This is a genomic window from Sphingomonas sp. LM7 (genome assembly GCF_002002925.1).
Classification (GTDB): domain Bacteria; phylum Pseudomonadota; class Alphaproteobacteria; order Sphingomonadales; family Sphingomonadaceae; genus Sphingomonas.
The window spans coordinates 2,349,559-2,374,684 of record NZ_CP019511.1; the positions used below are offsets into that span (position 1 = coordinate 2,349,559).

29 protein-coding genes are annotated in these 25,126 nt (G+C 66.7%); 17 read left to right on the forward strand and 12 right to left on the reverse strand.

All coding sequences use genetic code 11. From position 1 onward, the window contains the following. Positions 1 to 13: 13 nt before the first annotated feature. A complete protein-coding gene (queG, locus tag BXU08_RS10625) occupies positions 14 to 1,063 on the reverse strand; it encodes a tRNA epoxyqueuosine(34) reductase QueG (RefSeq protein ID WP_077510034.1) in 1,050 nt (349 codons plus the stop codon). A 39-nt stretch (positions 1,064 to 1,102) separates the two neighbouring features. On the opposite strand from queG, the gene BXU08_RS10630 reads away from it, so the two are divergent. Genes BXU08_RS10630 through msrB form a run of 5 tightly spaced genes read left to right on the forward strand, consistent with a single transcriptional unit; the run spans position 1,103 to position 5,721 of the window. Continuing rightward, on the forward strand, positions 1,103 to 2,020 hold the full coding sequence (locus tag BXU08_RS10630; protein WP_077510035.1) for an ABC transporter ATP-binding protein: 918 nt from the start codon (positions 1,103 to 1,105) through the stop codon (positions 2,018 to 2,020). Continuing rightward, entirely contained in the window at positions 2,017 to 3,261 is a 1,245-nt protein-coding gene (locus BXU08_RS10635) for an ABC transporter permease (protein ID WP_077510036.1), read from the forward strand. Before BXU08_RS10630 ends, BXU08_RS10635 begins: the two co-directional genes overlap by 4 nt. A gap of 32 nt (positions 3,262 to 3,293) precedes the next feature. Beyond that, the gene (locus tag BXU08_RS10640; RefSeq protein ID WP_077510037.1) at positions 3,294 to 4,529 is read left to right on the forward strand and encodes a cytochrome P450; all 1,236 of its coding nucleotides are present in this window, start codon (positions 3,294 to 3,296) and stop codon (positions 4,527 to 4,529) included. Between the two features lie 20 nt (positions 4,530 to 4,549). Beyond that, positions 4,550 to 5,242, forward strand: coding sequence for a hypothetical protein (locus tag BXU08_RS10645; protein ID WP_150125501.1), 693 nt, complete (start codon positions 4,550 to 4,552; stop codon positions 5,240 to 5,242). Further along, on the forward strand, positions 5,239 to 5,721 hold the full coding sequence (msrB, locus tag BXU08_RS10650; RefSeq protein WP_077510039.1) for a peptide-methionine (R)-S-oxide reductase MsrB: 483 nt from the start codon (positions 5,239 to 5,241) through the stop codon (positions 5,719 to 5,721). Before BXU08_RS10645 ends, msrB begins: the two co-directional genes overlap by 4 nt. Here msrB and BXU08_RS10655 read toward each other — a convergent pair. Then, positions 5,718 to 6,296: a CHAP domain-containing protein gene (locus BXU08_RS10655; RefSeq protein WP_077510040.1), complete on the reverse strand. Its 579-nt coding sequence runs from the start codon at positions 6,294 to 6,296 to the stop codon at positions 5,718 to 5,720. The genes msrB and BXU08_RS10655 overlap by 4 nt on opposite strands. 408 nt (positions 6,297 to 6,704) lie before the next feature. Between BXU08_RS10655 and BXU08_RS10660 the strand changes: the two genes are divergently transcribed. Next, positions 6,705 to 7,256: a hypothetical protein gene (locus BXU08_RS10660; RefSeq protein ID WP_077510041.1), complete on the forward strand. Its 552-nt coding sequence runs from the start codon at positions 6,705 to 6,707 to the stop codon at positions 7,254 to 7,256. 146 nt (positions 7,257 to 7,402) lie between these two features. On the opposite strand, the gene BXU08_RS10665 is transcribed toward BXU08_RS10660, so the two are convergent. From BXU08_RS10665 to BXU08_RS10705, 9 genes are all read right to left on the reverse strand, one after another. Next, the gene (locus BXU08_RS10665) at positions 7,403 to 8,134 is read right to left on the reverse strand and encodes an extensin family protein (RefSeq protein ID WP_077510042.1); all 732 of its coding nucleotides are present in this window, start codon (positions 8,132 to 8,134) and stop codon (positions 7,403 to 7,405) included. After that, positions 8,131 to 8,877: an NUDIX hydrolase gene (locus tag BXU08_RS10670; protein ID WP_077510043.1), complete on the reverse strand. Its 747-nt coding sequence runs from the start codon at positions 8,875 to 8,877 to the stop codon at positions 8,131 to 8,133. Before BXU08_RS10670 ends, BXU08_RS10665 begins: the two co-directional genes overlap by 4 nt. A 29-nt stretch (positions 8,878 to 8,906) precedes the next feature. Continuing rightward, positions 8,907 to 9,926 carry an SMP-30/gluconolactonase/LRE family protein gene (locus tag BXU08_RS10675; RefSeq protein WP_253190339.1) on the reverse strand — a complete coding sequence of 340 codons (1,020 nt, stop codon included), beginning with the start codon at positions 9,924 to 9,926 and terminating at the stop codon, positions 8,907 to 8,909. A 61-nt stretch (positions 9,927 to 9,987) separates the two neighbouring features. After that, positions 9,988 to 11,103, reverse strand: a complete 1,116-nt coding sequence (locus BXU08_RS10680) for a Gfo/Idh/MocA family protein (protein ID WP_077510044.1) — start codon at positions 11,101 to 11,103, stop codon at positions 9,988 to 9,990. A 92-nt stretch (positions 11,104 to 11,195) separates the two neighbouring features. Next, on the reverse strand, positions 11,196 to 12,527 hold the full coding sequence (locus tag BXU08_RS10685) for an ATP-binding protein (RefSeq protein ID WP_077510045.1): 1,332 nt from the start codon (positions 12,525 to 12,527) through the stop codon (positions 11,196 to 11,198). After that, complete coding sequence (locus tag BXU08_RS10690; protein WP_077510046.1) at positions 12,524 to 13,243, reverse strand: response regulator; 720 nt, start codon at positions 13,241 to 13,243, stop codon at positions 12,524 to 12,526. The genes BXU08_RS10685 and BXU08_RS10690 overlap by 4 nt, the downstream gene beginning before the upstream one ends. A gap of 138 nt (positions 13,244 to 13,381) precedes the next feature. Next, positions 13,382 to 13,753 (reverse strand): hypothetical protein, encoded by a 372-nt coding sequence (locus BXU08_RS10695; RefSeq protein WP_077510047.1) that lies wholly within the window; start codon positions 13,751 to 13,753, stop codon positions 13,382 to 13,384. A 143-nt stretch (positions 13,754 to 13,896) separates the two neighbouring features. Next, positions 13,897 to 15,558: a DNA repair protein RecN gene (gene recN, locus BXU08_RS10700; protein WP_077510048.1), complete on the reverse strand. Its 1,662-nt coding sequence runs from the start codon at positions 15,556 to 15,558 to the stop codon at positions 13,897 to 13,899. 50 nt (positions 15,559 to 15,608) lie between these two features. Continuing rightward, positions 15,609 to 16,415: an outer membrane protein assembly factor BamD gene (locus BXU08_RS10705; protein ID WP_077510049.1), complete on the reverse strand. Its 807-nt coding sequence runs from the start codon at positions 16,413 to 16,415 to the stop codon at positions 15,609 to 15,611. A 162-nt stretch (positions 16,416 to 16,577) separates the two neighbouring features. On the opposite strand from BXU08_RS10705, the gene BXU08_RS10710 reads away from it, so the two are divergent. The 3 genes from BXU08_RS10710 (at position 16,578) to BXU08_RS10720 (ending at position 18,957) form a co-directional block, all read left to right on the forward strand. Then, a complete protein-coding gene (locus BXU08_RS10710) occupies positions 16,578 to 17,402 on the forward strand; it encodes a class I mannose-6-phosphate isomerase (RefSeq protein WP_077510050.1) in 825 nt (274 codons plus the stop codon). Positions 17,403 to 17,500: 98 nt separating this feature from the next. Further along, complete coding sequence (locus BXU08_RS10715) at positions 17,501 to 18,079, forward strand: glycine zipper 2TM domain-containing protein (protein WP_077510051.1); 579 nt, start codon at positions 17,501 to 17,503, stop codon at positions 18,077 to 18,079. A 128-nt stretch (positions 18,080 to 18,207) separates the two neighbouring features. Next, positions 18,208 to 18,957 carry a hypothetical protein gene (locus BXU08_RS10720; protein ID WP_150125502.1) on the forward strand — a complete coding sequence of 250 codons (750 nt, stop codon included), beginning with the start codon at positions 18,208 to 18,210 and terminating at the stop codon, positions 18,955 to 18,957. A 30-nt stretch (positions 18,958 to 18,987) separates the two neighbouring features. On the opposite strand, the gene BXU08_RS10725 is transcribed toward BXU08_RS10720, so the two are convergent. Then, positions 18,988 to 19,215, reverse strand: coding sequence for a hypothetical protein (locus BXU08_RS10725; RefSeq protein WP_077510053.1), 228 nt, complete (start codon positions 19,213 to 19,215; stop codon positions 18,988 to 18,990). 121 nt (positions 19,216 to 19,336) lie between these two features. Between BXU08_RS10725 and BXU08_RS10730 the strand changes: the two genes are divergently transcribed. The 8 genes from BXU08_RS10730 (at position 19,337) to BXU08_RS10765 (ending at position 24,983) form a co-directional block, all read left to right on the forward strand. Continuing rightward, positions 19,337 to 20,077, forward strand: a complete 741-nt coding sequence (locus BXU08_RS10730; RefSeq protein ID WP_077510054.1) for a hypothetical protein — start codon at positions 19,337 to 19,339, stop codon at positions 20,075 to 20,077. Positions 20,078 to 20,136: 59 nt separating this feature from the next. Continuing rightward, complete coding sequence (gene crcB / locus BXU08_RS10735; protein WP_077510055.1) at positions 20,137 to 20,514, forward strand: fluoride efflux transporter CrcB; 378 nt, start codon at positions 20,137 to 20,139, stop codon at positions 20,512 to 20,514. After that, positions 20,511 to 21,629, forward strand: coding sequence for an RluA family pseudouridine synthase (locus BXU08_RS10740; RefSeq protein ID WP_077510056.1), 1,119 nt, complete (start codon positions 20,511 to 20,513; stop codon positions 21,627 to 21,629). The genes crcB and BXU08_RS10740 overlap by 4 nt, the downstream gene beginning before the upstream one ends. Further along, positions 21,626 to 22,297 (forward strand): HAD-IA family hydrolase, encoded by a 672-nt coding sequence (locus BXU08_RS10745; RefSeq protein WP_077510057.1) that lies wholly within the window; start codon positions 21,626 to 21,628, stop codon positions 22,295 to 22,297. The genes BXU08_RS10740 and BXU08_RS10745 overlap by 4 nt, the downstream gene beginning before the upstream one ends. Beyond that, positions 22,294 to 22,515 (forward strand): hypothetical protein, encoded by a 222-nt coding sequence (locus BXU08_RS10750; protein WP_077510058.1) that lies wholly within the window; start codon positions 22,294 to 22,296, stop codon positions 22,513 to 22,515. The genes BXU08_RS10745 and BXU08_RS10750 overlap by 4 nt, the downstream gene beginning before the upstream one ends. Beyond that, the gene (locus BXU08_RS10755; RefSeq protein ID WP_077510059.1) at positions 22,512 to 23,192 is read left to right on the forward strand and encodes an ATP12 family chaperone protein; all 681 of its coding nucleotides are present in this window, start codon (positions 22,512 to 22,514) and stop codon (positions 23,190 to 23,192) included. Before BXU08_RS10750 ends, BXU08_RS10755 begins: the two co-directional genes overlap by 4 nt. A 145-nt stretch (positions 23,193 to 23,337) precedes the next feature. Then, positions 23,338 to 24,123: a HipA family kinase gene (locus tag BXU08_RS10760; protein ID WP_366926583.1), complete on the forward strand. Its 786-nt coding sequence runs from the start codon at positions 23,338 to 23,340 to the stop codon at positions 24,121 to 24,123. After that, positions 24,120 to 24,983, forward strand: a complete 864-nt coding sequence (locus BXU08_RS10765; protein WP_171982496.1) for a DUF3037 domain-containing protein — start codon at positions 24,120 to 24,122, stop codon at positions 24,981 to 24,983. The genes BXU08_RS10760 and BXU08_RS10765 overlap by 4 nt, the downstream gene beginning before the upstream one ends. Positions 24,984 to 25,126 lie beyond the last annotated feature (143 nt).

Below are 25,126 nucleotides of genomic sequence, written 5' to 3' on the forward strand. Positions count from 1 at the left end.
GCGGCGAACGGGCTTAAGCCTTTTCCAGCCGCTCCAATGCCCACATCGCCGCCTCGCGGATCGTCTCGTCGGGATCACTCAGCAAGGCTCGCACCGGCGCGACCAGCGCCGAACTCGCGCTGTTGCCCGCGGCGATCAGGCAGTTGCGGACCATCCGGTCGCGGCCGATGCGCTTGATCGGCGATCCGGCGAACACTTCGCGAAACGCCGCATCGTCGAGCGCAAGAAGGTCGGCCAGCGCGGGCGCAGTCAGTTCCGCGCGCGGCGCGAAGGCGAGATTGGCCTGCGCCGCGGCGGCGAACTTGTTCCACGGGCAGACCGCCAGGCAATCGTCGCAGCCATAGATACGATTGCCGATTCCTTCCCGGAACTCGTGCGGGATCGGGCCCTTGTGCTCGATCGTCAGGTACGAGATGCAGCGTCGCGCATCGAGGCGATAGGGCGCGGGGAAGGCTTGGGTAGGACACGCCGTCTGGCACGCGTCGCAGCTGCCGCAGGTGGTCACGCCGCGCGCATCCGGCGCGAGATCCAACGTGGTGTAGATCGCGCCGAGGAACAGCCAGCTGCCATGCGTGCGGCTGACCAGATTGGTGTGCTTGCCCTGCCAGCCGAGCCCGGCCGCTTCCGACAGCGGCTTTTCCATCACCGGCGCAGTATCGACGAACACCTTTACGTCGGCACCCGGCGCGGCGGCGACCAGCCAGCGCGCGAGTTCCTTCAGGCGGCGCTTGATGAGGTCGTGATAATCGCCGCCCTGGGCATAGACCGAGATGCGGCCGACCTCGCCCTCCCCGGCCAGCGCCAGCGGGTCGCCGGCGGGCGCGTAGCTCATGCCGAGCGCGATGATCGAGCGCACTTCAGGCCACAGTGCGGCCGGGCTCTCGCGGTGATGCGCGCGTTCCTCCATCCAGATCATCGAGCCGTGCGAGCCGTCGCGCAGCCATTCATGCAGCCGCGCGCCCGCGGCCGGCGCCGCATCGGCGCGTGCGACGCCGCAGTCGGCGAAACCGATTTCGGCCGCTTTCGCCTTGATCCGTTCTTCCAATGGCTTGTCTTCGCGCACGCCGACCCGCTACCACGAAGCGCAACGGAGGACACCCATTTGAGCACCAGCCTGGCCGTAAGCGCCACCGGCCTCGTCAAGCGTTTCGGCCAGCGGCGTGCGGTGGACGGCGTCAGCATCGCCGTGCCCAAGGGGCTGATCTACGGCGTGCTCGGCCCCAACGGCGCGGGCAAGACCACGACGCTGCGCATGCTGCTGGGGATCATAGAGCCCGACGAAGGTGAACGCATGCTGCTTGGCCATGACGCGCCGCGCGATGCCAGCGACCGCGTAGGCTATCTTCCCGAAGAGCGCGGCCTTTACCCCAACATGAAGTGCCGCGAGGCGATCGCGTTCATGGGCGCGCTGCGCGGACTGCCCTGGCGCATCGGCCGCAAGCGCGCAGGCGAACTGCTCGAACAGGCCGGACTCGGCCATGCTGCCGACGATAAGATCCGCAAGCTCTCCAAGGGCATGGCGCAGCTGGTCCAGTTGCTCGGCTCGGTGGTCCACGAACCCGAATTGCTCGTCCTCGACGAACCCTTTTCGGGGCTCGACCCGGTCAATCAGGAGCGGCTGGAGAAGCTGATCCGCGGCCAGCGCGATCGCGGCGCGACGATCCTGTTCTCGACGCATGTCATGGCGCATGCCGAGCGGCTGTGCGACCGGCTGTCGATCATCGCGGGCGGCGTGGTGAAGTTCGAAGGCACCGTCGACGAAGCGCGTGCGATGCTGCCGTTGAAAGCGCATTACACCCCGCACCACCATGCTGAGACCGCCGGCGCGCTGCTCCCCGCCGATGCCGAGCGCGACAATGGCAGCTGGCGGTTCACCGTGCCGTCCGAAGGAATCGAGGGTCTGCTCGTACGGCTGATCGACGCGGGCTACGGGATCTCGGGGCTGTCGATCGAGCGGCCAGGGCTCCACGACGCGTTCGTCAAGATCGTCGGCCCCGAAGCGCTGGAGAATGCGGCATGAACATCGCCCGCATGCTCCGCCAGGCCCTCACCGTCGCGCGCCGCGACTTCACGGCGACCGTGATGACGCCGACGTTCCTGCTCTTCCTGCTGAGCCCGTTGCTGATGATCGGCTTCGGGCTGGTCGGCAGCCTGACCGCGAGCAGCGCCGCGGGCAGCGGCGAGGCACGCCAGCGCGTCGTCGTAATCGCCGCGCCGAAGGAGGCGGCCGAGATCACCACGGCCGACCAGGCGCTTCGCAAACTCTTCCCCACGCCCAAGGCACGACCGGCACTGCACGTCGAAGGCCAGGGCTACGATCTCGCGGCGCAAGCGCGCGCCTTGCTCGACAGCAAGCAATTCGACGCGACGGCCGTGCTCTACGGCTCGCTGGAACGCCCGCAGATCCTGCGCCGGCCCTCCGGCTGGTCGGACGCAAACTATCTGGCGCAGCTCGCCGAATATACGCTGCGCGTCCAGCGGAGCGGTGGCGCGCGCGCGCTCAGCCAGCCCGAGATCGTCATCGTCACGTCGGGCCAGGCGAGCGGCGGTGGGCGAAGCCAGACCGCCTTCTTCGCAACGCTCGGCATCTTCTTCCTCACGCTGATGCTGTCGGGCCAGGCCGTCGGCGCGATGGCCGAGGAGCGTTCGAACAAGGTCATCGAAGTGCTCGCCGCAGCAGTGCCGCTTGAGAGTGTATTCTTCGGCAAGCTGCTCGGCGCGTTCGGGTCGGCGATGCTGTTCGTCTGCTTCTGGGGCACCTTGTTCGCCAATCTGCCGCGCTTCTTGCCCACCAGCATCGCCGATGGTCTGAGCGACCTGAGCGTCGCGGTCGGGCCGATCTTCCCGCTGCTGTTCGTCGTCTATTTCACCATGGCGTACATGCTGCAGAGCGCGGTTTTCCTCGGCGTCGGATCGCTCGCCGGCACGCAGCGCGAGATCCAGATGCTGTCGCTGCCCATCACGATCTTCCAGTTCGCGATGTTCGGTCTGGCATCCTATGCCGCGGGCAATCCCGGCACCTGGATCGCACTTGCTGCCGAAATCTTCCCGTTCAGCTCGCCGTTGGCGATGGCGGCGCACGCTGCCAACTCGCCGGCCTTGTGGCCGCATGCGCTGGCGCTGGCCTGGCAGGCGCTGTGGGTGGCAATCACCGTGACGGTCGCGGCGCGGCTGTTCCGCCGCGGTGTGCTCAACTCGGGTAGCCCGAAGCGGAGCAAGCGGCGGGCCGAGCGGCGCACTATTGACACAGCTGTCAGTTAAGGTTCTTCTCTCCGACAAATAGGAGAGGCAGAATGGCGACGCTGGCGACCGAGTCGATTCCGGGAAACGCAGTCGATCCGCTCGATATGAGCCGGCCGGAGCTGTACCGCGACGATGTCTGGCAGGCGCCGTTCCGCGAACTGCGCGAGAAGGCTCCAGTCTATTATACCCAGAACAGCGCCTTCGGCCCGTTCTGGTCGGTCTCGTCGTACAAGCCGATCGTCCAGGTCGAATCGCTCCCCGGTCTCTATTCGTCGCAGGCCGGCGGCATCACCATCGCCGACCTGATGGAAGGCGACATCAAGATGCCGATGTTCATCGCGATGGACCGGCCCAAGCATACCGGCCAGCGGCGTACGGTCGCGCCGGCGTTCACTCCGTCCGAGATGGTGCGGATGAACGGGAACATCCGCACGCGCAGCGCCGAGATCCTCGATTCACTGCCGGTGGGAAAGGAATTCGACTGGGTCGATACCGTGTCGATCGAGCTGACCACGCAGATGCTGGCGATCCTGTTTGACTTTCCGTGGGAAGAGCGGCGGCTGCTTACGCATTGGTCGGACTGGGCGGGCGATATCGAGATTGCCAAGGATCCGGTGCGCAAGGACCAGCGCCGCACGATCCTGTTCGAATGCGCCGCCTATTTCGGCAATCTCTGGCAGGCTAAGCTGGGCAAGGAGCCGACGCCCGACCTGATCTCGATGATGATCCATTCGGACGCGATGGCGCACATGGACCAGATGGAGTTCCTCGGGAACCTCATCCTGCTGATCGTCGGCGGCAACGATACCACGCGCAATTCGATGAGCGCCTATGCCTGGGGGCTCGAGCAATCCCCCGACGAGCGCGCCAAACTGGAGGCGAACCCGGCGCTGATCCCCAATGCGGTGCAGGAGATCATCCGCTGGCAGACGCCGCTGGCACATATGCGCCGCACCGCGACGCAGGATACCGAGCTGGACGGGCAGAAGATCCGCGAAGGCGACAAGCTGGCGCTGTGGTATCTCTCGGCCAATCGGGACGAGAGCATCTTTCCCAATGCCGACAAGATCATCGTCGATCGCGAGAATGCGCGGCGGCATCTCGCGTTCGGCCACGGCATCCACCGCTGCGTCGGCGCGCGGCTGGCCGAGCTGCAGATCGGGATATTCCTCGAGGAAATGGCCAAGCGGCGGCTGCGCGTGAACGTCCTGCGCGAGCCCGAGCGGGTAGCGGCATGTTTCGTCCACGGGTACAAGAAGATGCCGGTGGAGCTGAGCCGGTATTGAAATGAAGACGGGGGGATTTGATGGGGGCGCTGTCGAGCTGGTTAGTGGCGCATACTTCCCATGGGCTCTGGGATTGGGCTGGAGTCGTGGGGGCGACCCTCCTCGGCGGCACCGCCATCGCGGGCGGCGTGATCGCGCTCAAATCCTTTCTTGCCAGTACCCAGGCATCGTCGCATGCGCACATGCATCAGATGTTCCTGCGCTATCTGGAAGCGCGCGACGCCGCGAGCGAGCACCGCGCCCTTGCTAGTGAAGCGTTGAAGCCCACCGCCAGCCGCTCCGGCAGCTTGCGCGAGGTTTTGGATTTCGGCGGGGCTGCGCTCTATTATCTCGAGGAGGTATTTGCCTGGTCCCAGGCGGAGAAGCGTCTGGCCACCCAATGGTGGATTTATCCATTGACCAACCGACGCGAGCAGCGCCAGCGCTTCGATGTCATCCGATCATGGGAAGCCACGGTGACCACGCAGCTGATCACCAATCGCACGGCGATATTGCCTTCTCTCAAGGGCTATACCAGCTGTTATGGACTCGAATTTCTGGAGTTTGCAGCGGCTTGCCTGAAGGATCCGCTCCTTTCGGCGCTGGCCGAGGAGAGCCGCGCAGCCGCGGACAAGGGCGAGGATCGGCCGCTGGGCTCGGAAGAGGCGGAACAGCGCGAGGCGCTGTCGAAAAGCTTGGCAGCGGACGCGACGATACCCATCTCGTCGCAATGACACACGATCGCCGCACCTTCCTCACTGTCGCCGGGCTCGGCGCCATCACCGCCGCTTGCGGAGGCGTGCCCGCCGAGGCGGCGCAGCGCTTCCCGTTCACGCTCACCGATGCCGAGTGGAAGAAGCGCCTGACCCCCGCCGCCTATCGAGTATTGCGCCAGGGCGCGACCGAGTTCGCCGGCACGAGCCCACTCAACAAGGAAAAGCGCGCCGGGACCTATGCCTGTGGCGGGTGCGGGCTGCCGCTGTTCGCCTCGTCGACCAAGTTCGACAGCGGAACCGGGTGGCCGAGCTTCTATCGCGCGCTGCCCGGCGCGATCGTCGAAAAGCGCGATCAGTCGCTGGGGATGACGCGGGTGGAGACGCTGTGCAAGCGCTGCGGCGGCCATCTCGGCCATGTCTTCGACGATGGGCCGCGGCCCACCGGGAAGCGCTATTGCATGAACGGCGTCGCGCTGGCGTTCACGCCAAAGGCTTAATTGACGCCGGTCTCGAGCTTGAGGTCGCTGAGGTCGAGAGTGAGCGAGGCGACGAGCACCTTGTCGGCCTTCTTCGCCATGATGACCGGCGCATCGAATGCGTCGTCATCCTCGGCGCCGTCCGAATAGATGAAGCCATTGACGGGATAGCTCGACGTGCCGAGACCGCCCAGCGGGGCGAACCACACGCGCACTTCGCTCCAGTCGCCCTCCGCCGAGACATCGACGGCACGAACGCCGCGCTCGATCCCGCCGCGGCGCGACCAGTTGGCGTGGGTGAGGAGCACTTCGCGGTCGCTGACGATTTCCGAAACCATAGCGACATGGCCGAACGGGTTCTTAGCGGTCTTCTTGAACGACATCACCGCGCCGACCTTCGGCGTATCGCCGCGCTCGTAGCGGCCGGCGGCTTGGCCCCACCACGTCCAGGCATTGCCGTGGATCTTCACGCCCGAGATCTGGCGCGCATAGGGTGCGCACTGCAGATAGGCGCTCTTCGCCTGGGCAGGCGCCGAAGTCATCAGGGCGCAGAACGCCAACAGCGCGAAACGCGCTGTGAAAATACGAAACTTCATGGACCCCCCGGTCAGGAATCTAGCTGTTGAGTGTTGCTAACCGCATCATAGGCCGGCGGTATACCCCTGCGGTTCACCGATCCGACGAACCGTTGCGGCGAGCCGATGGGCTGAAGGAACAGCCCAAGAAACCGCAGAAAACGGCCCTTTTCGACTCCTCCAAAGGTTTATGATTTGTTAATTTCGAAGTCGGTCGTCCGATAAGCGGCCCATAACCGTCGCCTGTTGCTCAGGAACATCAGCTACGAAGTTTTCCGCATGCGCCGACTCGATTCATCGCAGCAATGTTGCGCTGCAATACCTTTTCCATTCCTATAATGAACGGGAGCCAACGGGCGATTAAGCGGCGCGTTAACCATTCCGCTGCATGATCACCGATGGGGATTGAGTGGGGTGGGAGTTAAGGTGATGGCATCGAGAATGAAGCCGGCCGAGGGCGCCATGACGCTGGCCGAAATGAAGGAATTTGCGGGGTTCAGCGCGGCGACGCAGCGCTATGTCCGCCGCGCGCTCGACATCGGGCTGGAGCGCGAGGACGCGCTTGAGCGCTGGGGGCGCGACGTGGTCGAAGCCGCCAGCATCCGCGCCCAGGCCCGCATGTACGAGCGCATTCCCGAGCTGCGGGCGCTGATGCCCGACGACACCGATCTCGACACGATCGAGCCGTTCATCGCGCCGCTGGTGACCGTGTCGGCGTTCGATCTCGGCCAGGGCCGTTTGACCAGCTTCTCGGCCTATCGCTTCCTCTATGAGCGGCTGATCGGCGCCGAGGTTCGTCCCTGGCTGCCCGCGGCGTTCTGCTCGGCGGCGGCGTTGCCGCATCTGCATCCGGACCTGCGGCGCAAGCTGCTCCAGTCGATCAGCGAAGCCGCCGCGACTGCGTCAGGCTGGTCGAACCGCCAGCCGGCTTTCTTCCCGCAATGGGTGGAAAAGGTCGACGCAGCCGCATTGCCCAACTGAACGCTTCCAAATCCTCCCTCGCGCAAGCGGGGGAGGTGGCGCCCGGGCCGACGGAGGGGATCTACGCAAACGCCGCGTCGAGGCTAGGCCCATTCCGTCATGCTGCGCATGCCCCTCCGCCGCTGAGCGAGGGGAGGATTTCTACACTACCTGCACGCCCGCCACCCCATCTCGCCGCGTTCGGCTTGGTCGAGGTGTAGGTGGTCGCGGTGGGCGGCGTTGTAATCGGGCGACAATACCGTCGAGAAAAGCTTGCAACCGCCGGTGCGCACTTCGCGCAGGAACGCCGCCTTCTTTCCCCCGTCCTGCCAATCCTCGAGCACGCCGACATGCGTGCCGTCCGACAGCAGGAAGCCCGCGACATCGACGGCATCGGCCGTAGCGTGCTCGCTCCAGTCGCCCGCGCTGCGGCCGTACATGCGGCGGCATGAATAGCTACCAAGATGCTCGATCCGCGCCACGCGCGCGCCGAAATGCTTCTGCGCGGCAGGCTGGAGGACATTCCACTCCCACATCGCCATCGCGGCGGCCACCGGGCACGACACGCCGAGCCGCGAGGGCGTGAACTCGATCTGCTGCGCACCGCCCGGAGCAAAGCGCAGCGCATCCGAATAGCCGCATTTCTCGCCCGACTTCACCGTCGGCAGGATTGTGTAGCGCACCCCGGCCGCCTGGAGCAGCGCGCGGCACTGGGCGAAATCATCGGTCAGCCCGGCGAGCTTGCGGCCGGTAAAGGCGCCGATCGGCTGGCCGAGGTCGAGCTTGGTCCAGGGCAGATCCTGCGGCCGGTTCCGCACCGTCGCATAGATCGCGAAGAAGATGCCGAGCAGCACCGCGAAGATCACGATGGCAAGGATCGCCTGGCGGATCGTCCTCATGCGCGGATCGCCCGGGCGAGCGGCTCCGACGTCACCGGATAGCCCAGATCGTCGGGGATACAGAGATGATCGCCGCCGTCACGCGCCTCGATCCACGGCGTGATGGTGCGCACCGGGTGCGCGCGAGCATCGGCGGCGGCATCGGCGAAGCCGGCGAACAGCGCGAGGCGTTCGAGATTGCGCCGGGTCGGGAAGATGATCGTCGCCTCGCCACGATCGGCCGCGTCGAGCACTGCGCGCGCCGACGCCCAGAACACGCGGACATTCTCATTGCCGTCGACCACCGGCTCGGCGCCCTCGGGCGCGCGGGCGAGATAGAAGCGCGTGTCGAACACCTTGTGGTGCACCCCGGCCGGAAGCCAGCGCGCGAAGGGCAGCAGCGCGTCGAGATCGAGCGCCCCGCCCGCTTCGTCGAGCAACGCACCCATCGCCTCGCCGGCATAGAGGCGGCGCTGGAGATCGGGGATAGCCGCCGGGTCCACCGTCACGCCGACGGCGACACCCGCTTCCTCGATCGTCTCGCGCGCCGCGGCGATGCGCGCCGCGAGATCGTCGGGATCGCCTTCCAGCGTGGCCGCGAGCACATGATCGCCCGGATCGACGCGACCGCCGGGAAACACCAATGCGCCGCCGGCGAACGACATCGCCTTGGCGCGCTCGACGATCAGCAGCTCGGGCGGACCTTCGGCGGTTTCGCGCATCACGATCACGGTGGCCGCGGGAATCGCCTCGGGTTCGGACATGGATCCGATCTAGGCGGCGATTCCCCGGTTCACCAGCCCGGGGTTTTCAGCCGGACGCGCGCGAGCATGTCGCTGGAGGTCAGGAACAGCGTCTTGCCGTCTTCGCCGAATGCGCAATTGGCCGTCGCCTTGCCCGTGGCGATCAGGCCGAGCGCCCTGCCCTGCGGCGAGAGGACATAGATGCCGCCAGGGCCGCTGGCGAAGACGCGTCCCGCCTTGTCGACCTTGAGCCCGTCGGGAAGCCCGGGAAGCTTGCGGGCAAGCGGCGCGCTGAAATCGTGGAACACGGTAGGCGCGGCGCGCGGCATGCCGGCGGCGTCGAGCGGATAGGCGAGGATCTGCGGGCGCGCCTCATCCGACATCGCGACGTAGAGCGTCGTCTTCTTCGGGCATAGTCCGATCCCGTTGGGCCGCTTGAGCGTGTCGTCGATCACCCGGACCTTGCCGTCCGCAGTGCGCAGGAACACGCCGTTGAAGGCGAGTTCCTTAAGCGGCGAGGTATCGCCCTCGGCCAGGCCATAGGGCGGATCGGTGAAATAGATCGCGCCGTTCCTGCCTATGACCACGTCGTTGCAGCTGTTGAAGCGCTTGCCCTGATACCGGTCGGCGAGGATCGTCCGGCGCTTGGTCGCGAGATCGACTGCGGTGACTGCGCGCGTGCCTGAATCGGCGAGGATCAGCCGGCCCTGTGCGTCCACCGCCATGCCGTTGGCACCCGCCTCGCGGATCGCCGCGGGGATCGGGCCGACGAGACCCGAGGGGTCGAGGAAGGGAACGACCGCCTCGCCCTGTTTCCAGCGATAGACGATGTTCGCGGGCACGTCCGAGAACAGCAGATAGCCGCCCCGCTTCACCCATACCGGCCCCTCGGCCCATTTATAGCCGGTGGAAAGAACCTCGATCGGCGTGTTCGCGTCGATCACGGCATCGAGCGCCGGATCGAACCGGGTTATGCTGCCGATCGTCTCGGCGCGCGCGAATGTGGGGAGGAAAGGAAGCGCCACCATTCCGGCGAGCGCGGCGCGGCGGGTCAGAATCAAATGAGTCATGTTGCTTCCTCTATACGAACGGCCGGCGCAGCAGCGTTATGACGAACATGCCGATCCGCTTTCATGCCTTGGGCAGCCGCACTGCCCTGCCCTCCCGCGCCGAGCGATAGATCGCCTCGATCAGCCGCATGTCCTTGAGCCCCTCCTCGCCCGCGACGATCGGCTCGCGGCCGCTGATCGCGCATTCGGCAAGATGGTCGAGCTGGGCCACGAACTGGTTTTTGGGCGGTAGCGGCAGCGTCACCTGCTCGGTCTTGCCGCCCTTGCGCGTCCACATCTGCTGGCCCTCATAGGGCGTGGCGGGCTCCATCCCGACCCAGCCCTCGGTCCCGGTCGCGCGCCAGCCATTATGGTTCGAGCTGTAGCTCGACACGCATGTCGCAAGCGCGCCTGACGGAAAGCGCATCTGCCAGTCGATCCGGTCCTCGACCGTGCGGAAGCGCGGATCGCTCCTGTCGGTCGATTCCATCGCGCTGACTTCGATCGGCTCCTCGCCCGAGAGATAGCGCGCGGCGTTGAGGCTGTAGATGCCGATATCCATCATCGATCCGCCGCCCGACATCGGCCGATCGAGCCGCCACTGGTTGGGCTGCGCATTGAAGCCATGTTCGGAGGCGATCAGCCGCGGCCGGCCGATAAAACCGCTCTTCACCAGCTCGATGCCGCGGCGATTATACGGCTCGAAATGGCTGCGATAGCCGATCATCAGCTTCCTGCCGGCCTTCTTCGCGGCGGCGATCATCGCCTCGCATTCGGCAACCGAGACTGCCATCGGCTTCTCGCACAGCACATGCTTGCCGGCCCGGCTGGCACGGATCGAATATTCGGCGTGCATCGAGTTGGGCAGCACGACGTAGACGAGATCGATATCGGGATTGTCGCGGATGCTGTCGTAATTGGCATAGCTGTAGCGGTGGGTCTTGGGGATGCCGTATTCGCTGCCATAGCGTTCGAGCTTTTCGGGCGTGCCGCTGACCAGCGCCGCCAGCTTGGCGAATTCGCAATCCTTGAGCCGCGGCATGATCTGGCGGGTGGCATAGCTGCCCAGCCCGACGATCGCATAGCCGAGCTTGCGCCTGGGCGGTTCCTGCGCCCAGCCGCACGCCGGCAGGCTCGCCGCCAGGATCGCGGCGCCCGAGCCGGTCAGGATCTCGCGGCGGCTTTGTCCGTTCCCCATCGTCCTCTCCCATTTTTCGCCCGCAGGCCGGGCAGCGCTATCATGATGCCGGAGGGCGACGAAAGGCCTTCATGGTCGTAGGCCGGGAAGGTTCAGACCGGCAGGCGCAGGGTAGCGATCAGCCCGCCCTCCGCGCGGTTGCGCAATTCGACATCACCGCCATGCGCACGGGCGACTGCGCGAGCGCTGGGCAGGCCGAGACCGACGCCGCCGGTATCGCGGTTGCGCGAGCGTTCTCCGCGGAAAAACGGTTCGAAGACATGTTCGAGATCCTCGGGCGGGATCCCCGGCCCGTCGTCGCGCACGTCGAGCACGGCATGACCCTCGGCCAGCGCCAGCGTCAGATCCGCGCCGCCGGCGTATTTGACGGCGTTGATCACCAGATTGGTAACCATCGCCTTGATCGCCGCGGGATTGCCGTTGAGCACCACCGGCTCGCCCGGGGCGAGCGTCACTGCCTCGCCGCGATCGGCAAGGTCGTCGACCACCGTCTCGGCGAGCGAGCGCAAATCGAGCGGGCGCCGCACCGGCGTTTCGCTGGTCTCGCGCACATAGGCGAGCGCCGTCGACACCAGCCCCTGCATATCGCGGATATCGCCTTCGCAGGCATGGCGCAGCGCATCGGGCGCATCCTCGAGCCGCAGCCCGAGGCGCATCAGCGGCGTGCGCAGATCGTGCGCGACCGCGCTGATCACCGTGGTGCGATCGTCGACATAGCGATTGAGCCGCGCCTGCATCGTGTTGAATGCGGCGGCGGCCTCGGCGATCTCGCTCGGCCCTTCCAGTTCGAGCTGCGGCGCGCGCGGATCGCGGCCCAGCCGCTCGGCAGCGGCGGCGAAGGCGCGGATCGGCTTGGCGAAGCGATGGGCCAGCGCCCAGGCGAACGGCGCAACGGCGAGCGCCGAGAAGATCAGCCAGAGCAGCACGAACCAGCGCCATGGCTCGAAGCCCTCGGCCGGCTCGACTCGCAGCCACTGGCCGTCGCGCTGGCGCAACGCCGCGGAGAATCCCCCGGTGATGACCACGTCGCGCGCAACCGCCGGACTGATCGGCGCAGGCGAAGGCACGCCGGTGCGCCGATAGACCTGCTCGCGCTGGAGGAACGGCGTCGGGAAGCTGATCCGCACCGATTCGGCGGAGACGCCAAGCGCCGAGGCCAGCGCCGCCTCGATGCGTTCGGCGCGCGGGTTCCACGGAACGGGCTGGACGGCGGGGACGCGCTCGACCTGCAGGTCCCCGGCCGGATCATGTCCCCGCCCCATCGCATGGACGACCTGACCGACGGTGTAGAGCTTTGCCGAGGGCGTCTGGACCGCGATCAGCAGCGCCAGGTTCATCAGCTGGACCACGGCGACGCAACCCAGCATCAGCAGGAAAATGCGCAGGAACAGCGGCGATCGCGCCGCGCTCCCGGCTGGCTTCATGCGCGCACGACTCGCGGCACGAACAGATAGCCTTCATTGCGGACGGTGCGGATGATCTCGTCGGGGCCCGCGCGCAGCTTGCGGCGCAGGCGGCTGACCTGGACGTCGATCGCGCGGTCATAGGCGTCGGTATCGGGCCCCCGCGCCGCCTGGAGCAATGCCTCGCGCGAGAGCACGCGGCGCGGCCGTTCGATGAACACGCGCAGCACCGCGAACTCGCCGTCGGTGAGCCCGACCAGCACGCCGTTGGGATCGAACAGCTCATGGCTGCCCAGATCGATCCGCCAGCCGTCGAACGCGTAGATTTCGCTTGCCGGCGCTGGCGCGGCATCGCGCTTGCGCAGCGCGGCGCGCACCGTGGCGAGGATCTCGCGCGGGCTGCACGGCTTGGGAAGATAATGGCTCGCGCCTACTTCCAGCCCGAGGATGCGGTCCTGTTCCTCGCCGAGCGCGCTGAGCAGGATCACTTCGGGCCCGTCGCGGCGCGCGATGCGGCGGCATGCGGACAGGCCGTCCTCCCCAGGCATCATGATGTCGAGGATCACGCAATCGACCGGCGTGCGGGCGAGCACTTCGTCCATGCCGCGCGCATCGGCCGCGGTCTCGACGTTGAAGCCGCGCGCGCCGAGGCTGTTGGCGAGGAGATGGCGAATGTCGTGATCGTCATCGACGACGAGCAGCGTCGCCGAATCGAACGGGGTGTGGGCTGTGGCCATGCCCTATTGTAGGAAGGATGTGTCTGGATTGCTGCCCTAATTTTTCTTGGGTGTGCAATGGCTTAGACATGGCGAACCGATACGGAAACGGGCCCCGCCTTGCAGCGGAGCCCGTCATTGCCCGATGGGCGCCTTAAGTTACGAGCGGCGGCCGCGATGATTGTTGCGGTCGTTCTTCTCGATGCGGATCCGCGCCGAGAGTGCGTCGAAGCGGCGGTCGAGATCGCGGCGCTCGGCCAGCGTCAGGCCGGGACGGCTTGCCCGATAGCGCGCCTCGAGCCGGCTGAGCTCACGGAACTGCTGGCGCAGACGCGTGGCTTCGCTGCGGCTGAGCGCGCCAGAGCGGATGCCCTGGTTGATCCGCGCGTCGAGCCGGACCTGGCGCGCATTGATGTTCTGCCAGCCGCCCTGATAGCTCGCGGCGTGAGGTGCCGGGGCTGCGATGGCAGTGGCGGGGACAGCCGCGGCGGCAATGCCGAGGCCGGCGAGCGCGAGTGCGAATTTCTTCATGACTAACTCCTCTTTCGAAACTGGACCGCGGCTGCGGTCAAAAGGGGTTATGAAACGCGCGCGTCGCGTAAGTGTCCCACGGCTCGGCCTTTTGTGTCGCGGTTTGTCGCAGAACCGAAACGAGTCTGAACCTGCGTTCAGAATCAGGCCGCTAGCAGCCGTTCCGCCTGGGCCCGTGCCTCCGGGGTGATCTCTGCGCCGGACAGCATCCGGGCGATTTCCTCGCGGCGCTGGGCAGCGTCGAGCGGGGTAACGCCGGTGCGCGTGACGAGGCCGTCATGGCGCTTGGCGATCAGCAGATGCTGCGCGCCGCGGGCGGCGACCTGGGGGCTGTGCGTCACGACGAGAACCTGTGCGCTCGACGCGAGCCGGGCGAGGCGATCGCCGATCGCGCTTGCCACCGCGCCGCCGACGCCGCGATCGATCTCGTCGAAGATCAGCGTGCCGGCGCCGCCTTCCTCGGCCAGCGCCACCTTGAGCGCGAGGATGAAGCGCGACAGCTCGCCGCCGCTGGCAATCTTGATCAGCGGCGCGAAGGGCGCGCCGGGATTGGTCGATACCGCGAACTCGACGCGGTCCATCCCCGCGGGCGACCATTGCCCCTCGTCGAGCGGCTCGACTACGGTGCGGAAGCGCGCGGCGTCGAGCTTGAGTGGCTTGAGCTCGGTTTCGACTGCCGCGTCGAGGCGCCCCGCCGCCTGGGTGCGCGCCGCCGAAAGCGCACGCGCCGCCTCGCGATAGTCGCGGTGCGTCTCCTCGACGGCCAGCGCCAGCCTGGCGATCCCCGCTCCGCCGCTTTCGACTCGCGACAGCCGCGCGGTGAGCTGTTCGAGCAGATCGGCCAGTTCGTCGGGCTGGACGCGGTGCTTGCGGGCGAGCGCGCGCAGCTCGAACAGCCGCGTCTCATCGGCTTCGAGCGCGGCGGGGTCGAAGGCGAGCGCCTCCGCCGCGGCGTCGATCCGGTCCTGCGCCTCGACGCCCTCGGTGATCGCGCGGTCGATCGCGGCGAGCGCCTCGGCGAGCGCATCATGGCTGTCGGCGATCCGTTCGAGGATGCGCGCCGCCTGGCGGAGCTGGCTCAGCCCGCCCTCGGATCCTTCGAGCAGCTGCGCGACCGACTGGAGCTCGCCGGCGACCTTCTCGCCGCGCTGCATCGTCGCGCGGCGCTCGGCAAGGCGCTCTTCCTCCCCCGCCTCGGGCGCCAGCGCGCGGAGTTCGGTCACGGCGTGGTCGAGCCATTCGCGGTCGCGCTCGGCGACATCCTGTTCGGCGCGCGCCACCGCCAGCGCATCCTCCGCCTCGCGCCAGGCGCGATGCGCAATGGCGACCGGGCCGGCATCGAGCCGGCCGAAGATGTCGAGCAGGATGCGGTGGCCGCGCGGATTGAGCAGGCCGCGATCGTCATGCTGGCCGTGGATCTCGACAAGGTGCGGCGCGAGTTCGCGCAGCAGTCCCGCCGACGCCGGCTGATCGTTGACGAACGCGCGGCTGCCGCCGTCGGACTTGACGATGCGGCGGATGAGGAGCGGCTCGCCGGGTTCGAGCTCGAGCCCGTTCTGCGCCATCAGGTTCGCAATGGCGCCGTCGCGCTCGGGCGTGTCGAAGCTGGCGGTGACGGTTGCCTGTGCCGCACCCTGGCGCACCAGCCCGCTCTCGCCGCGCGCGCCGAGCGCGAGGCCCAGCGCATCGAGCAGGATCGACTTGCCGGCGCCTGTCTCGCCAGTCAGCACGCCCAGGCCGGTGCCGAATTCGAGGTCGAGCGCCTCGATCAGCACCACATCGCGGATGGAAAGCGCGGTCAGCATGCGCGCTCCCTATTGCAGGAACGGACGCAGAACGGAAGCGCTTGCGAGCATCAGCTCGCGGCGGTCTGCACCTTGGCGAGCTTGTCCTGATTGTCCTGCATCAGGTCATAGGCGCGCTTGTACCAGTCGGTGCCCGGATAATTGGCGCCAAGCACTGCGGCGGCCTTCTGCGCCTCGGTGGGCATGCCGAGCGAGAGATAGCTCTCGGTCAGCCGCAGCAGTGCCTCGGGCACGTGGGTGGTCATCTGGTAATTGTCGACCACGGTACGGAAGCGGATCGTCGCAGCGAGCCATTGGCCGCGGCCCTCGTAGAAGCGGCCGATCTCCATTTCCTTGCCGGCGAGGTGATCGCGGACGAGATCGATCTTGAGGCGCGCATCGGCAGCGTAGCGGGTGTTGGGGTAGCGGCGCGTCAGCTCGCCGAGCGAATCGAGCGCCTGCTGCGTGATCTTCTGGTCGCGCGTAACATCGGCGACCTGCTCGTAATAGCTCAGCGCGATCAGATAATAGGCGTAAGGCGCATCGCGGTTGCCCGGATGGACCGCGAGGAAGCGCTGTGCCGAGGCGATCGCCTGCGAATAATCCTGGTTCAGATAATAGCTGAACGCGCCCATCAGCTGCGCGCGGCGCGCCCATACCGAATAGGGATGTTGGCGCTCGACTTCGTCGAACAGAGCCGCGGCGAGCTTGTACTGCCGCTGGTCGAGCCGTTCCTTGCCGGCGCTGTAGAGCGTGCCGACGTCGCGCGCGACATAGGGCAGGTCGGAGCGTGGGCCGCTCTTGGCGCAACCGGCGACCGAAAGGGCCAGTACCGGAACGAGGACGAGCGCGAGCGCGCGGGCATTGGGGATACGCATATCGGGCGGTCTTAGCCGAGCGTGGTGGCGTCAAACAATCCTTTTCGCGGCGGCTTTGTGGCGCAGGAGATTGCGGCGCCCTTCGGTCACCCCATGCGGGATCGCTTGACGCGATTGGTGCGTTGCACAATTCATTGCGCATCCGGACCGGAGAATATCCAAGTGACTGCCACGCTCCTCGCCACGCATCGCGTCGAAAAGCCGTGGGGCCGTCACCGGCTCTGGCCGGGCTTCGCCGATCCGGCGCCCGATCAGGAGCCGGTGGGTGAAGTCTGGTTCCAGACGCCCGGCAACGCCACCCCCGACCTGCTGATCAAATATCTGTTCACCAGCGAGAAGCTGTCGGTGCAGGTCCACCCGAACGACGAACAGGCCCATGAACAGGGCTTGCCGCGCGGCAAGGACGAATGCTGGGTGATCCTCGACGCCGAACCCGATTCGACGATCGCACTCGGCACCAAGCGCCCGGTCGATCGCGAAACGCTGCGCGCCGCCGCGCTGGACGGCTCGATCGAGGATCTGCTCGACTGGAAGCCGGTAAAGGCCGGCGACTTCTTCTATTCCGCGTCGGGCACCGTCCATGCGATCGGCGCCGGGATCACCTTGGTCGAGGTTCAGCAGAACAGCGAGACCACCTACCGGCTCTATGATTACGGCCGCCCGCGCGAACTGCATCTCGAGGAAGGCGTCGCGGTCTCGGACCCCACGCCCTTCGTGCCGCATCCGATGCCGGGCAAGGTGGCGGACGATCGTGCGATCCTGGTCGAAGGGCCCAAATTCGTGCTCGAGCGCTGGGAAGGCGGCCATCGCAGCTTCGCGCTGCCCGATGGAGTCACCGGCTGGCTGGTGCCGCTGGCGGGCGAAGGCGTGGTCGACGGCGTGGCATTTCGCGCCGGCGAATGCGTGACGCTGACCGGGGCGTGCGAACTCCATGCCGAAACCGGCAGCGACCTGTTGTTTGCCTATCCCGGGGATGCCCGGATCTGAACCTGTCAGCGACGTGAACGCGAGGTAGTTTCGCGTTCACGCAACCCCTAGGGGTGACGACACGTTGGGTCTGCAGCTGCAATAAACAGGAGCAGACCATGCGTATTCTTTTTGCCGCGGCGATCGCCGCCGTGGCCATCCCGGCGGTTCCCGCGATGGCACAAACCCCGCGCCAGGAGTATCGCGAGAACGTCCGCGACGCGCAGCGCGACTGTAACCGCGAACTTCGTCGCGCCGAAAATCGCCGCGAATATGACCGCGAAATGCGCGAGTGCCGCCGCGACCTGCAGCAGGCGCAGCGCGAATATCGCAGCGATGCCCGCAATTGGCGCGGCAGCCGCGAGAGCCGCGATTGGCGCCAGTATCGCAACTACGACTATAATCGCCTCCCGCGCGGCGAGAGCGCCTATTATGCCGATCAATATTATCGCGACGGCCGCAATTATCAGGAGCGCCGCCTGAGCCGCAACGACCGCGTCTATCGCGGCAATGACGGCCGCTATTATTGCCGCCGCAACGACGGCACGACCGGCCTAATCGTCGGCGGCGTCGCCGGTGGCCTCCTCGGCAACACGCTGTCGAACGGCCGCAACGCCACCCTCGGCACGCTGCTCGGTGCAGCGGCAGGTGCGGCGCTGGGTTCGTCGGTCGACCGCGGCAACGTGCGCTGCCGCTAACAGCTCTGCCACGCAGGCGAGAGAGGCCCGGCGCACAAGCGCCGGGCCTTTTCTTTTGACTGCACGGCGTGGGCGGAGGATCTGCACGGTCCAAATCAGGAGCGCCAATGCCCGGCCTTTTCGTCGCAATGCTGCTGTTTCCGCAAACCGCGAGCGCCGCGGCCGTGCATCCTGCGCCCGATCGGATGCTGTCCCTCGTGCCGCGCGGCAGCGAGGGCGCGGAATATTGCAGCGAGGATCGGCGCTGGTGCGTATCGCTCTCCGAGGCGCAGGACGCGGAAGCGCCGGTCCTGCCGGTCGTCCGCACCGGCGACCCGGCCCCACCGATGCCGCATGCGCGGTCGGAGGCCTATTCGAACGAGACCTACGCCGTCTGGCCCAGGCTGATCCTTCTGAAGGACGGCGGCTTTCTGGCGGGTGTCGAAACCCGGACGAGCACCGCCTATTCGGGCGGCGGCGGCAGCGCCACCGAGTTGCAGCTGTTTCGCCTTGCCCTGGACGGGCAAGCTCCCAAGCCGGTGCTGCAGGTGCCGGTCGGCGCCTCGCTGCTGATCCGGGCCTGTTTCAGCGAGCGCGACATGCGCTATCGCCGCGGTGCCTGTCATGACGAATACAGCTTTTCCGCGAGCCTCACGCTAGCGGGCGAAACCACAGGCAGCCTGCCGGCGCTGGCCTATTCCACTGAAGCACGTGCCTTCCCGCGCGGGGTTTCGCGGACGGAAGATTCGACTGCGAAACCGCGGCTGAAGAAATCCGACCTCGTCCACGAACGCGACCCGGAATGCAGCTTCGCGCGCCGGTTTCGCTTCGACGCCGCAGCGGGCGCCTATCGGCCCGATGCGCCACTTCCGGAATGCTCGGCCTATACGATACCGTAGCGCCTGCGCGCGCGGCCGCAGGGCGATGCGCTAGATCAGCCCGCCGGTCAGGAAGAGGCGCAAGCCGCTGATCGCCATCACGATCAGGTTGAGGTTGCGCCCGCTATTGCTGCGCGACAGCATCCCGATCACCGCGCCGACCAGCGCGATCGGGAAGGCGATCCAGTTCAGCAGCGGGATGAACGGGAACGGGATCACGCCCACCAACGCGAAGAGCATCGCGAACAGGCCAATCAGGATCGAGACGATATTGAGCATCGCGGCAACATGGAGATTGCCAAGTGTGTTGGCAAGCTAAAGCGCATCACTCGCGCACTTCCCAACGCTTCCTTAACCTCGTCGCGCGCAGGGTGACGATGCCCAAAGGAGCGTCTTTCGCATGGCCCGCACACTCGGTTTCTTCCTGTTCGTCTTCCTGCCGCTGGCGCTTGCCGGCTGCGGCGGCGCGGGCCCGGCGAACAACATGATCAGCGACGCCGAGCTCGGCAACGCCGCCGATCCGGCGCTGACCGGCGCGCTGCAGGACCAGATCATGGTCGATCCGCAGCTTGGCCGTCAGGCGAACGGCGACGCGATCCGCCCGCCCAACGCCCCCTATTCGGGCGGCGTGCCGAGCGACGCCGTCGCCACCAACGGCAGCAAGGTCGATACCGCGGGCATGCTGAAGGCTCCTGCCCCGGTCGCGGCGGGCAAGGACTGCCCGCAGTGCCGGGCCGCGCGCGATTCCGTGACGCTGGGCGGCATTGCGGCGCGCCAGCCCAATGCGGGCATCAAGGGCTGCGCAGGCGCGCTCCAATATTCGGCAGGCTGGGCACAGCGGCTCCCCGCCGACCTGCCGCTCTATCCGCAGGCCCGGGTGATCGAGGCCGCCGGCGCGCAGGGCGGCAAATGCGCGCTGCGCGTCGTCAGCTTCTCGGCCGGCCAGCCGCTGGAGGCACTGCTCGACTGGTATTACACCAAGGCGGTCCGCGCCGGGTACAGCGCCGAGCACCAGCTTGACGGCGCCCAGCATATCCTCGGCGGCACCCGCGGCCGCGACGACGGCGCCTATGTGCTGTTCCTCACCGCCCGCAGGGACGGCGGCACCGACGTCGATCTGGTCGCCAACAACGGCAGCTGAGCGCGGCTGCCACGAACAGCGCGGTTCCCCTCGCGGGCATTCCGCGCTACCGGCTTCCGATGCCTTCCCTTTTTCTAGTCATGCTCGGCGGCGCATTCGGTGCCGGCGCGCGGCACCTTGTCGGCCGCGCGACGCTCGCCCTGTTCGGACCGAACTTCCCCTGGGGCACGCTGGCCGTGAACCTGATCGGCGGGCTCGCCATGGGCGTGCTTGCCGGCGGGCTGGTGCGGCTGGGTGAGAGCGGCGAGCAATGGCGGCTGCTGCTCGGCGTCGGCGTGCTCGGCGGGTTCACGACCTTCTCGGCCTTTTCGCTCGACGTGATGACCATGATCGAGCGCGGCGACTGGGGCATGGGGCTGGGCTATGTGCTCGCCTCGGTAATCGGCTCGGTGGCGGCGCTCGCGATCGGCCTCGGCATCGCAAGGGCAGCAGCATGAGCACCGACGTCCGCCAGTTCATCGTCGTCGCGGATGACGACGGCATCCGGCTCGATCGCTGGTTCAAGCGGCATCTGCCCGACACCAGCTTCAACATCGTCTCGCGCTGGGCCCGCACCGGGCAGCTGCGCGTCGACGGTGCGCGCGCCGATCCGAGCGATCGCATCGCCACAGGCCAGACGATCCGCGTGCCCCCGGCCGAGCCGGTCAAGGCCAGCGTCGCCAAGCCCAAGTCCGACCGTCCGCCGCTCAGCGACGAGCAAACCGCCTTCGCCCGCGAAATGGTCATCCACCAGGATGCCCAGGCGATCGTGCTCAACAAGCCCCCCGGCCTCGCCACGCAGGGCGGCACCAAGACCTTCGAGCATGTCGACGGCCTGCTCGACGCGCTCCAGTTCGAAGCCGAGGGTCGCCCCAAGCTGGTCCACCGCCTCGACAAGGATACGAGCGGCGCACTGCTCCTCGCGCGCACCAGCCGCGCCGCCGCCTTCTTCTCCAAGCACTTCTCCGGCCGCAGCGCCAAGAAGCTCTATTGGGCGCTGGTGATGGGCGTGCCCGAGATCGAGGACGGCCTCATCGAGCTCCCGATCGGCAAGCAGCCGGGCACCGGCGGCGAGAAGATGCAGGTCGACATGAAGGAAGGCGCGCCCAGCCGCACGCGCTATCGCGTGATCGAGATGGCGGGCAATCGCGCCGCCTGGGTCGAGCTCCAGCCGCTCACCGGGCGCACCCACCAGCTGCGCGTCCATATGGCGGCGATCGGTCATCCGATCGTCGGCGACGGCAAATACGGGCTGCAGGAAGCTTTCCTCACCGGCGGCATCTCGCGAAAGATGCACCTCCACGCACGGCGCATCCGCATCGATCATCCCGACGAGGGCAAGATCGACGTCACCGCCGAGCTGCCCGATCATTTCGCCGAATCGATGAAGACGCTCGGCTTCGACTTGTCGCTGGGCAACACCGACGCGCTCGACGACCGTCCGCCGATGAGCCGCGATCAGAAGAAGGCGCTGGGGCGCGCCCATGCCAAGTCGGTGCGCAAGGAGCGCCGCGGCGAACGGCGCGGCCGCGGCGAGGAGAAGCCAAAGCCGAAGCCGAAGCCGAAGAAGTGACGGCGGCCCCCAACCGCCTCGCGCTGTTCGACTGCGACGGCACGCTAGTCGACAGCCAGGCCAATATCTGCCGCGCGATGGAGGACTGCTTCGCCACCGCCCGGCTCGATCCGCCGCCGCGCGAAGCCATCCGGCGGATCGTCGGGCTCAGCCTCGTCCCGGCGATCGCCCAGCTGCTGCCCCAGGGCGAGGCGCGTCAGCACGAACTGCTTGCCGAGGATTACAAGCGCGCCTTCCACGCGATGCGCTCGAACGGCGCCCTCGATCCCGAACCGCTGTTCGACGGCGTCGCCGACGCGATCGAGACGCTCGACGCCAATGGCTGGCTGCTCGGCGTCGCCACCGGCAAGTCCGATCGCGGGCTCGGCCTCATCCTGGCGCATCACGGGCTGGCACACCGCTTCGTCACGCTCCAGACCGCCGACCGCCACCCCTCCAAGCCGCACCCCTCGATGATCGAGACCGCGATGGCCGAGGCCGGCGCGTCGCCCGAGACCACTGCGATGATCGGCGACACCAGCTTCGACATGGCGATGGCACGCGCGGCGGGCACGCATGCAGTAGGTGTTGCATGGGGATACCACACCATGCATGAACTGCGCGAAGCGGGCGCGGGCCATGTCGTGGAGAATGCCGCCGCGCTGCCCGCGCATCTGGAGGCCCTATGACCGACGCCGACCGCCTCGCGCAGAAGCGCTATTACCTGATCGTCGGCGTCAACCTGCTCGCCACTGCGGGCGCGGTGCTCGGGCTGCTCGTCGCCGGGCGCTCGAACAGCTGGGCAGGCAGCGTGCTGGGCGGCGCGATCCTTCTGTCCGCCTTGTACGTTATGGCGGTCGTGCCGCGCAGCCTCGCGCGGCGCTGGCGGACACCGGAGCAGCCGTGAGACGATTCTGGAAGCAGGTTACGGTCGAGCCCGGCAATGGCCTGGCGCTGGACGGCAAGCCGGTGCGGACGCCGGGCCGCGTCCCGCTCGAAGTGCCGACCCGCGCGCTTGCCGAAGCGATCGCGCAGGAATGGCGCGGGATCGGCGATACGCTCGATCCGCGGACGATGCCGCTCACCGGGCTCGCCAATGCCGCGATCGACCGCGTCGCCCCCGATCCCGCGCGCTTCGCCGCCGGCCTCGCCGCATACGGCGAAAGCGACCTCCTCTATTACCGCGCCGCGGAGCCCGCCGCCCTGGTCGACCGCCAGGCCGCGATCTGGGACCCGCTGCTCGATTGGGCGCGGGGGCGCTACGACATTCATTTCGAGCTGGCGACCGGCGTGATGCATGTCCCCCAGCCCGAAGCGACCGTCGTCCAGCTCGCCGACGCCATCACCGCGCTCGACGCGTTCCGCCTGGCCGCCCTCTCCCCGATCGTGACGATCAGCGGCTCGCTGGTCGCCGCGCTCGCGCTTGCCGAGGACGCCGCCACCCCCGAAGCCATCTGGCAGGCCGCCCATGTCGACGAGGACTGGCAGGCCGAGCAATGGGGCGAGGACGTGCTGGCAACCCAGGCGCGCGAGGCGCGGCGGAGGGATTTTGACGCGGGGGTGCGGTTTCTGGGGCTGGTTTAGGGTACGGTGAATTAGAAGTCCGCGAGTGTCTGGACTATCGGCCATTCGCCTCCTGCAAAATAGCGATAACCTCGTTCAGCCTAGATGCATTCAGCCTACTCGCCCAGCGTTGCAAACACGGAACAAATCATCGTATTCGTTTGCCGTGATTTCGAGGCTGATCCCAACCGAATTCGTCCGACGCATGGGAAATGGCAGGACCAGACCAGCCCTCCTGATATGCGAAAATGGCAACCCTTCTGTAGAAGTCGTGGCGAAGCTAGCCGCCGGCTGTGATCAGGGCGTGACGTCTCTCTCCATGGAAGTCGTCTCCGCGCTTCTTGCCGGTGACCTAGGGATCCCGATCCCAGAGCCTTTCCTCCTTCAACTCGACCCCGATTTCATCGACATTATTCCCAATGCGGAATGGGCAGGCCTTGCACGTACTGGCTGCGGGGTCGCGTTCGGCTCGCGGCTCCTTCCCTCGGCTTATTCTGCTTGGATATCGGGTACGGTGCCTGTTGGGAAAATGACGGCTACCGCCGCAGGCATACTCCTTTTCGACGCCGTGATCGAGAATCCTGATCGGCGCGCCGCTAACCCTAACTGCTTAGTGCGCGGCGAGGAGATCCGGATATTCGATCACGAGTTGGCCTTTCCGCCGATGCTAATTGGAGTTCCGAGGCCGTGGATACTGGGTGCACTCAACTTCATGGAGCAGCCCGGGCAGCATATCTTTCGTGATGCGTTGAAGGGACGTGAGGTCGACTGGAATCCGATCCTTGCAAGCTGGCAGGGGCTGTCCAACGCGCAATTCGACGACTATGAGGCCGTTCTTCCTCCCGAATGGGAGGCTGCGCGAGGAGCGTTTCGCGCAGCTATCGACAAAATTAAAGCTGTGCGTGAGAATATCGAGGGATGCGTGGCGGAGGTGCGAAGAGTACTATCGTGACCAAGCGTCGATATACATTCACGGTGCTGCGATATGTGCACGACCGCGTGACGGGGGAATTCGTCAATGTCGGGATTGTGGCCTTTTTGCCGCCTGCCCGCGGGGAGTCTGGCGCGCTGAGAGCGGCGACTCGGCATACGATCGGCCGCATGCGCGTGATGTTCCCTGATCTAGTCAAAGCTGACTTCCTGTCGGCGATGTCCTCGATCGATCGTGCTGCACGTAAATTACGCCCCGAGGTTGAGCGCGATGCACTTGGCTTTTCGAGCGAACTCGATGCTTCGGTCTTTGCCCAGCGCATCCTGGTAAGCGACGACAGCGCGCTACAATGGTCGCCTGTCGGCGCGGGGCTCACAGAGGACTTCGAAGTGACGTTCAAACGCCTCTTCCAGCGTCATGTGGCCCAATATGATGAGCGCTCGAACGCCCGCCGATCGGATGAGGAAGTCTGGAAGCCAGTCCGCAAGCTTCTTGAAGAGCGCGGCGTCCCCGTCGAACTTGGCGAGAAAACGATCGTAGGTGATGGCGACAAGGTTCATTTCCAGCATGCCTGGAAAAATGGTGTGTGGCACGCCTATGAGCCGGTCTCGTTGGACCTAGCGGACGAGGAAGGGATCGTGCGCAAGGCCCATCGCTGGCTGGGGCAGTTGACCTCAGTCACGTCCGATCCTGCCGAGCCATTCCACGCCCATTTCATTGTCGGAGCCCCGGCAAACGATAGTCTGATGCCGGCCTATCGTCGAGCAATCCGCATTCTCAAAAAATCACCTGGCTCCGTCGATGTCTATGAGGAACGCGACCTGACCAGATTCGTGGACCGGATTGAAGACGAAGTCCGAGCCCACCGCGCATTCGACTAGCAACCACTATCGCCAGTTGGTGACACAGTGATCTGAAGCGTTAGCTTACGCGGTACCAAGGGAAAGCTCTGGGCAGCAGCCGGCCAGAATCGGTGGCTCGACTGCGATTGACCGCGGCCACACGCGCACCCTAGCCTCCCCCC

What these genes read in the sequence shown, in the direction of transcription:
- BXU08_RS10635 (WP_077510036.1), top strand. Translation starts at nt 2,017, where the DNA reads ATGAACATCGCCCGCATGCTCCGCCAGGCCCTCACCGTCGCGCGCCGC.
- BXU08_RS10640 (WP_077510037.1), top strand. Translation starts at nt 3,294, where the DNA reads ATGGCGACGCTGGCGACCGAGTCGATTCCGGGAAACGCAGTCGATCCG.
- BXU08_RS10645 (WP_150125501.1), top strand. Translation starts at nt 4,550, where the DNA reads ATGGGGGCGCTGTCGAGCTGGTTAGTGGCGCATACTTCCCATGGGCTC.
- msrB (WP_077510039.1), top strand. Translation starts at nt 5,239, where the DNA reads ATGACACACGATCGCCGCACCTTCCTCACTGTCGCCGGGCTCGGCGCC.
- BXU08_RS10655 (WP_077510040.1), bottom strand. Translation starts at nt 6,296, where the DNA reads ATGAAGTTTCGTATTTTCACAGCGCGTTTCGCGCTGTTGGCGTTCTGC.
- BXU08_RS10660 (WP_077510041.1), top strand. Translation starts at nt 6,705, where the DNA reads ATGGCATCGAGAATGAAGCCGGCCGAGGGCGCCATGACGCTGGCCGAA.
- BXU08_RS10665 (WP_077510042.1), bottom strand. Translation starts at nt 8,134, where the DNA reads ATGAGGACGATCCGCCAGGCGATCCTTGCCATCGTGATCTTCGCGGTG.
- BXU08_RS10670 (WP_077510043.1), bottom strand. Translation starts at nt 8,877, where the DNA reads ATGTCCGAACCCGAGGCGATTCCCGCGGCCACCGTGATCGTGATGCGC.
- BXU08_RS10675 (WP_253190339.1), bottom strand. Translation starts at nt 9,926, where the DNA reads ATGACTCATTTGATTCTGACCCGCCGCGCCGCGCTCGCCGGAATGGTG.
- BXU08_RS10680 (WP_077510044.1), bottom strand. Translation starts at nt 11,103, where the DNA reads ATGGGGAACGGACAAAGCCGCCGCGAGATCCTGACCGGCTCGGGCGCC.
- BXU08_RS10685 (WP_077510045.1), bottom strand. Translation starts at nt 12,527, where the DNA reads ATGAAGCCAGCCGGGAGCGCGGCGCGATCGCCGCTGTTCCTGCGCATT.
- BXU08_RS10690 (WP_077510046.1), bottom strand. Translation starts at nt 13,243, where the DNA reads ATGGCCACAGCCCACACCCCGTTCGATTCGGCGACGCTGCTCGTCGTC.
- BXU08_RS10695 (WP_077510047.1), bottom strand. Translation starts at nt 13,753, where the DNA reads ATGAAGAAATTCGCACTCGCGCTCGCCGGCCTCGGCATTGCCGCCGCG.
- recN (WP_077510048.1), bottom strand. Translation starts at nt 15,558, where the DNA reads ATGCTGACCGCGCTTTCCATCCGCGATGTGGTGCTGATCGAGGCGCTC.
- BXU08_RS10705 (WP_077510049.1), bottom strand. Translation starts at nt 16,415, where the DNA reads ATGCGTATCCCCAATGCCCGCGCGCTCGCGCTCGTCCTCGTTCCGGTA.
- BXU08_RS10715 (WP_077510051.1), top strand. Translation starts at nt 17,501, where the DNA reads ATGCGTATTCTTTTTGCCGCGGCGATCGCCGCCGTGGCCATCCCGGCG.
- BXU08_RS10720 (WP_150125502.1), top strand. Translation starts at nt 18,208, where the DNA reads ATGCTGCTGTTTCCGCAAACCGCGAGCGCCGCGGCCGTGCATCCTGCG.
- BXU08_RS10725 (WP_077510053.1), bottom strand. Translation starts at nt 19,215, where the DNA reads ATGCTCAATATCGTCTCGATCCTGATTGGCCTGTTCGCGATGCTCTTC.
- BXU08_RS10730 (WP_077510054.1), top strand. Translation starts at nt 19,337, where the DNA reads ATGGCCCGCACACTCGGTTTCTTCCTGTTCGTCTTCCTGCCGCTGGCG.
- crcB (WP_077510055.1), top strand. Translation starts at nt 20,137, where the DNA reads ATGCCTTCCCTTTTTCTAGTCATGCTCGGCGGCGCATTCGGTGCCGGC.
- BXU08_RS10740 (WP_077510056.1), top strand. Translation starts at nt 20,511, where the DNA reads ATGAGCACCGACGTCCGCCAGTTCATCGTCGTCGCGGATGACGACGGC.
- BXU08_RS10750 (WP_077510058.1), top strand. Translation starts at nt 22,294, where the DNA reads ATGACCGACGCCGACCGCCTCGCGCAGAAGCGCTATTACCTGATCGTC.